The sequence below is a fragment of the uncultured Nostoc sp. genome, assembly GCF_964245445.1.
Lineage (GTDB): Bacteria > Cyanobacteriota > Cyanobacteriia > Cyanobacteriales > Nostocaceae > Nostoc.
On the sequence record NZ_CAXTNE010000351.1, the window covers coordinates 1 to 6872 of the forward strand.

At 42.3% G+C, this 6872-nt stretch carries 3 protein-coding genes; all 3 read right to left on the reverse strand.

All coding sequences use genetic code 11. The annotated features are described in order from the left end of the window. Window positions 1-33: 33 nt before the first annotated feature. Window positions 34-4293 (reverse strand): PAS domain S-box protein, encoded by a 4260-nt coding sequence (locus ACFE90_RS34350; RefSeq protein ID WP_375506754.1) that lies wholly within the window; start codon window positions 4291-4293, stop codon window positions 34-36. Window positions 4294-4620: 327 nt separating this feature from the next. Then, window positions 4621-5337 carry a chromophore lyase CpcT/CpeT gene (locus ACFE90_RS34355; protein WP_375506755.1) on the reverse strand — a complete coding sequence of 239 codons (717 nt, stop codon included), beginning with the start codon at window positions 5335-5337 and terminating at the stop codon, window positions 4621-4623. A gap of 338 nt (window positions 5338-5675) precedes the next feature. Continuing rightward, window positions 5676-6854, reverse strand: coding sequence for an 8-amino-7-oxononanoate synthase (gene bioF, locus ACFE90_RS34360; protein ID WP_375506756.1), 1179 nt, complete (start codon window positions 6852-6854; stop codon window positions 5676-5678). Window positions 6855-6872 lie beyond the last annotated feature (18 nt).

A 6872-nucleotide genomic window follows, 5' to 3' on the forward strand; every position in this document is an offset into this window, starting at 1 on the left:
TTCCTCTTCTTTGAGCAAGCCCTCCTGCCTTCTTTAAGGTTGATTCTGTCCGATGAGATTGATGATCGCACTAGCTAAATCTGCTGGATCGACGGGTTTCGGTAGGTGTTTTTGAAATCCTGCTGCGATTGCTTGGTTGTAGTTAATCTCTCCAGCATAAGCTGTCAATGCGATCGCGGGAATTTGCCCACCTTGTTCTGGCGGTAATTTTCTCACCTCGCGTAGCAGCATATAACCATCCATTAAGGGCATTCCAATATCGCTTAACAGGATATCTGGCTTGAATTGAGTTAGTATTTCCAACGCTTCAGTTGCTGATTCAGCTAGGGTTACAGTTGCGCCATATTGTTCTAGCGCAAAGCTAAAAAACTCTCGCACATCAGCTTGATCGTCCACAAGCAGAATTTTTACTCCAGCAAGTAATGTGTCGTCAGTACTGAGTTCTGGTTGAGAAGCCTCATCACTGCTAGCTCGTAACTCAGAATTTTTCAGCAAAGGTAGTCTGACTGTAAAGGTAGCTCCTTGTCCTTCTCCCAGACTCTCTGCCTGAACTGTACCACCGTGAAGTTCTACTAGATGACGCACAATTGCTAGTCCCAATCCCAGCCCGCCAAATATCCTGGTTGTCTTGGCATCTGCTTGTCGGAAGTAATCAAATACGTAAGGCAAAAATTCCAGCATGATTCCCTTACCTGTATCAATCACCTGAATTTGGGCTTCTGACTCAACTCGCTCTAGACGTACTTCTACTCGTCCTTCTGTGGGTGTGAATTTAACGGCATTGGAGAGGAGATTCCACATTACTTGTTGCAAGCGATCGCCATCACCCAGAACTTTGCCGATATCATTACTTAGCACCGTTTTAATTTCAATTGACTTGGCTTCGGCTGCTAAACGCACCGTTTCTAGTGCAGATGCGATCGCTACTTTCAAATCCACTGCATAAAGATTTAACCTGACTTTACCTTGTAAAATCCGCGAAACATCAAGCAAATCTCCAATAAGTTGGGTTTGTAACTTGGCATTACGCTCGATTGTTTCCAATGCCCGGATTCTCGTGGCTTCGTCAAACTTGCGGGTTCTGAGTAACTTCGCCCATCCTAAAATCGGATTTAGGGGAGTTCTGAGTTCATGGGAAAGGACAGCAAGGAATTCATCCTTAATCCGGTTGGCTGTCTCGGCTTGTGCCCTTGCAGTTTTTTCGGCTTCGTAAAGTTGAGCGCGGGCGATCGCTTGGGCACACTGCTGTCCTAGTGTCAACATAAATCCCCGGTCTTCTTCATTAAATATTTGTCCAGTAGTAAAGCTTAATCCCAAAGCCCCAATTACTTTACCTTCTACTACCAAGGGAATAGAAGCCCAGGCATTATTCGCTATAACAGTCACAACATCTGCTAAGTTGGGATATCTAGCAATCATGGCTGCTAAATTTTCTAAAAAAACCGGCTGCCCAGTTCTGACTGTTTCTGCTATTTGGTTAGGTGCTGTGATGGGAAAAGTTGCCCCAGTATTTATAAGTGTTTGCGGATAGCCAATTGCTTGCACAACTTTTAGGGTAGTACCTCCCTCACTAAGTAAGACAACGGAACCACCAGTAGCTTCCAAGGCGGCAATGCCTTGGTTCACCACTACATCGGCTACCTGTTGGGGAGTTAAGGCTTCCGAAAAGGCAGCAGTTATTCTTTGTAAAAGTATGGTGCGATTGACAGACCGTTCAGTTTCCTGGTATAATCTTGCGTTGTCGATGGCTGTGGCCGCCCGACGAGCAATATCTTCTGCTAAAGCCAAGTCTGTTTGTTGGTAGTGCCGATCTGATTCGGCTGTAAAAAAAGAGATTGCTCCAAATAATTGCCCACGGGAACGAACTGGAATCACCATTAGAGAACGAATACCCAGGCTTCGCAGCAATTGCAGATGTTCCTCATTTTGAGCCATCTGTACAAGATAAAAGTCGGAAAATTCCGGATAAAAGACAGATATTCCTAGCCGTAGCTGCCACACAAGCTGTTTTGCTTCGGTTTTGGGTGGATAACGCCGTTGGATTTCGTCTAAAGTATTTTGTTTTGTGGAATCGGTAATTGCGATCGCAATTTGTTTACTTGACCAATCTTCCTGGAAAACATCTACAATACACCAGTCAGCTAGGGTAGGAACTGCTAGATTAGCCACACTTTTCAAGGTGATTTCATAATCAAATGAGGCAGCTAGTAAGATGCTGGCTTCGACTAGAAACTCTTGTGTGGCTTCAACTTGTTTGCGTTCGCGCAGCGCGGCTTGCCGTTCGCTAATATCTTCAATAATCCCTAATGCATACTTTGGTTGTCCGTTAGCATCCCAAACTACTGATGAAGTTAGGTTTACCCAAACTATAGAACCATCTTTGCGGATGTAGCGCTTCTCTAAGGAATAACCACTAATTTCTTTTGCCAAAACTCGCCGAGCATTCTGCCAATCAACTTCTAAGTCGTCAGGGTGGTTAATTTCCTGAAAGTTCATTTGAATTAACTCTTCATGGCTATACCCAGTAATTTCGCACAAAGCAGGATTAACTTGCAGAAATCGTCCATCCAATCCTATTAGAGTAATGCCCACAGCTGCCTGGTTGAACATTGCCCGGAACCTTTCTTCGCTTTCCCGCAACGCAACTTCTGTTTGCTTTGCCGCTGTCACTTCTGCCAGAATAATTCCAATTCCTACCGTTTCGCCCATTGTGTTATTTACCGGGTAATAGTTGCCCAGCCAGCAGCCGTACCTTCTAGGTTGTCCCCTTGTCTCACCACTGATTTCCACATTCAGCAGGGGTTCTCCACTATCCAAAACGTGCTGTAACAGTAGCTGCAACTCAGCCGCCATCTTTGGCAACACTTCCCCAAATTTGCGTCCTAGATGTTCTTCTACAGTCAAACCGTTAATGTCAGCGAAAACTTGATTAATTCGAATATATCGCAGTTCCCGATCCAAAAAGCATACGGCAACGGGAGCAGCTCCTAAGAGCGCATCTAGAAGAGATAGAGATTCAGCATAATGGACTAAAGCCTGGTGCATATCTCGATAAAGGCGGGCATTTTCCACTGCTAAGGCAGCACGATGGGTAATATCTGTTGCTAAAGTTAGGTCAGAGCGATCGTAGCGACGGTCTGATTGAGTCGTTACAAAGGTGATGCTACCGAGTACTCGCCCTTGTGCGATTAACGGCACAATCATCACAGACTTCATTCCCAATTGCCGAACAAGTTCTAAGTGTTCCTGATTCTGAGTACTTGCCACTAATAGCGAGTCAGATACCTCTGAGATTAATTCGCTTTGCCCGGTTTGCAGTACTCTAGTAATTGCACTTGCACTTTTATAATCTATTGCATACTCCTGAAGTTTACGCGCTAACTCCACTTTGGATGGGTCTGCATGGGCAATGGGTAGGCGGCGAATAGAACCATCTTCATTTAAAATATCAACGCTACACCAATCAGCAAGCTGGGGAACTGAGATTTTGGCGATCTGTTCTAAGGTTTCTTCGTAATCTAGCGAAGTAGACAGTAAACTACTAATTTGGGCGATATGGCGAAGTCTTTCTTCAGCCTGCTTGCGCTCAGTAATATTTACACCTACACAGATAATACCTTGAATGCTATTGTCTACATCCCTTAGCGGTTCAACCAGCAAATCGTAGTAACGGTTTTCTCCACTAATTGTCAGATAAACCTCTTCACGGGTTGAAATACCAGTTTCTAGTACCTTCTGCTTAATTGCCCTCAATTGCTCTGCTACTAAGGCTGGAAATAATTCATAGTCGGACTTACCCAGTATTTCCTCAGTAGTGTTTAGACCTTGAGGATTATGAATCCACTGATATCGCAAATCGCGATCGTGCTGAAATACCACTATATCTGAACTACTTAACGCTAATCGAAATCGCTCCTCACAAACTCTGAGCTTTTGAAGATTACCATCAGCCCAGCTTTTAGTAGTCCTTAATGCCTCACATAAAATACTAAAGAGCAATCCTTGTAATGCAAACAACCCAATTCGCACAAAATTGGATAAGTCAAAACTCAGATTATCAGATGGGAGGAGAAAGAAGTAACCACTTAGTAACGCAGACAAGGAAGTTGCTAACAGCCCTGATTTCAAACCACCATACCAAGCACTCACCATTACAGCGCTAAAAAACAGCAAGAAAGAAGTTCCCTTCATGCTTAACCAGGGGTCTAGCATCAACATCAGCACTAATACAAGTGCGACAATTAATACAACGATGCCATAACGCAGTAACTCGGAATAACGAATATGGGGCATGAAAATGTTTTGGAATAACCAATACTTATTGCATAGGCTCTATACACACTACGTTAGTTTGCAACTTTTAGTAATTTATCTCCAGATAGATTTTTATTTATTTAGAAAACTTCTTTTGTAAGAGGTTAATTACCCGGTAATATAGTATCTAAAGCCAGAATTTATTATAATCTTCTACATCTTATCTATTACATTGGTTTGCTGCTGATAAATACTCAATTCCAAGAAATGCAGTAACCCAAGTTTATAACAAATGTCAAAATAAAGATGATTTTAAATATCCTATATCTCTTCTGGTTTCAAGAAATTACAATCAACCAGAGACTCTTATTTGACTGTCGATTTCTGTTTGTGTTTGCGTAAAATTGTTTTGCTTGTACCCCAGACGCCTAGAGCTAGTATTCCTAATGTAAAAGAGGGTTCAGCAATAGAGTTAACTCGGCGAAACTCAATCGGCGTAGCGAAAAGCAAGTTATCATTAGCTCCAAAAATCTTGTCTAAAGAGTCGATGCCATTTTGAGAGACAGTTACACTAGAAATCACCTTACCACCAGAACTTGTGGGACAGCCATTAGGAGAGTTATTCCCAATGTAATCAGTCGGTTCCCACAAAAGTTCTAAATTACAGCTTGTTGGCAAAACTTTGCTAAAGTCAATAGTCTGTTCCGACTCTGGTCGATTACATAATCCAGTAACAGAATAGTTTGGCTCAAAAGCACGAATGCTGAGATTCACTGCTGAATTGTCTTGGCTAAAAGAATAAAGACGGAAGCGATTAATACTTTTTTGTTCAAGATAAATATTCTCTATTCCAGGTACAGGGTTGGCATCGATCAATTCCACGTTACAACTTGACAAAGTAATCGGTGGAACAGAAGGATTATTTGCCACTTGTTGGGAATTATCGAACAAACCAGTAAACCACTGTGTTACTTGCTTTACCTGTGTCTCAATTGGTGGCGCAGTAACAGCAGTAGCGTTTGCCTGGGCTAACGTAAATGCTGAAAATAACGCTGTGAGAGTATATATTTTGACAAAATTCATAAATTAATACAATATCTTAAATTACCAAAGTATTTTATCTTACTTTTGCTTAAAAACTGAGAAAAATATAAAATATTAATTAGGTAATAAACTACATATTTCGTATGGGTTTAGCATCTCTCACTAGTGTCAACAAAAGCCTAGAAATAACTCAACTGAAGGCTTGACTCACCCGCCTGGAATTAAAGTTTAAGGCTAATAGCTAAAGTCTACTGAAGTAGACTAAATATTTTTGGTTATATTCAGTCAGTTTCAGATACTTTTGGTGCGACGCAATGTCCATATAATGAGTTCGGCATAAATAGAAGCATCTTCAATTAATCCCAACCTAGTATGATTTAATAAAATTCGCTGTAACTGACATTCTTCAGCACTGCTACCAATTTTTCAATATGTGCTGCTTTGTGAGTTGCCATTAAAGATATTCTAATCCGACTTGTGGGCACTGTCGGGGGACGAATTGCTGGGGCAAAAATGCCAGCATCTCTTAGCTGTTTTCCAGCTTTGAGGGCATCTGTTGCATTGGACAATTGAAAACATAGTATAGGTGATTCCGAAGGTAATAATTTTAGATTAGGTAACTGTTGTTGCAGCAAATTTTTTAAGTAATGTACATTTTGCCACAATTGGGTACGGCGTTGCGGTTCTTGTTGGACTATCTTGATTGCTGCTAAGGCCGCCGCCGTATCAGCAGGTGAAAGCCCAGTGGTGTAAATCCAAGTGGGTGCGCGGTTTTGCAAAAAGTCAATTAGGGCGTTACTTCCTGCTACATACCCGCCTAAACTACCCAAAGCTTTACTCAAAGTCCCAACTTGAATTAACTGCTTTCCTGTACATCCAAAATGTTCCACACACCCAGCGCCAGTTTTTCCTAGTACCCCAGTGGCATGAGCTTCATCAACTAGCAGCATACAGTTAAATTCATCAGCGAGATCCAATAATGCTGGCAACGGACATAAATCGCCATCCATGCTGAAGACAGTATCAGTAAGAATCAAACAGCGTCGGTAGTTTTGTCGTTGTTGACTCAACTGAGTTTTTAATACTGCGATATCACAGTGTGGATATTCCACAAATACTGCACCACTGAGAATCGCTCCATTTTTTAGACTGGAATGATTGTACTGGTCAGATAAAATTAAATCACGCTTGCCTACAAGAGCGGTAATTGTACCCAAATTGGCTAGATACCCTGAACTAAATACCAAGGCATCTTCTGTTTGTTTGGTACATGCGATCGCCTCCTCTAATCTTCTGTGCAATTCCCGATGCCCACTGAGTAATCTAGAACCAGTACTACCAGTGCCAAATTTTGCGATCGCAGCAGTTGCGGCTGCCATCAATCGCTCATCCCCAGTCAATCCCAAATAGTCATTGCTGGCAAAATTAATTACCTCTTGCCCAGCTAAAATCACCGTTGCACCCGGACGACCGTTGATAGGTTGTACTGAACGATACCAGTCAGCCCGATGAATTGTTGCTAAGGACTGTTCTAGCCAAGCATAAGGGTCAGTCATTGGGGAGTGGGGCAGGGG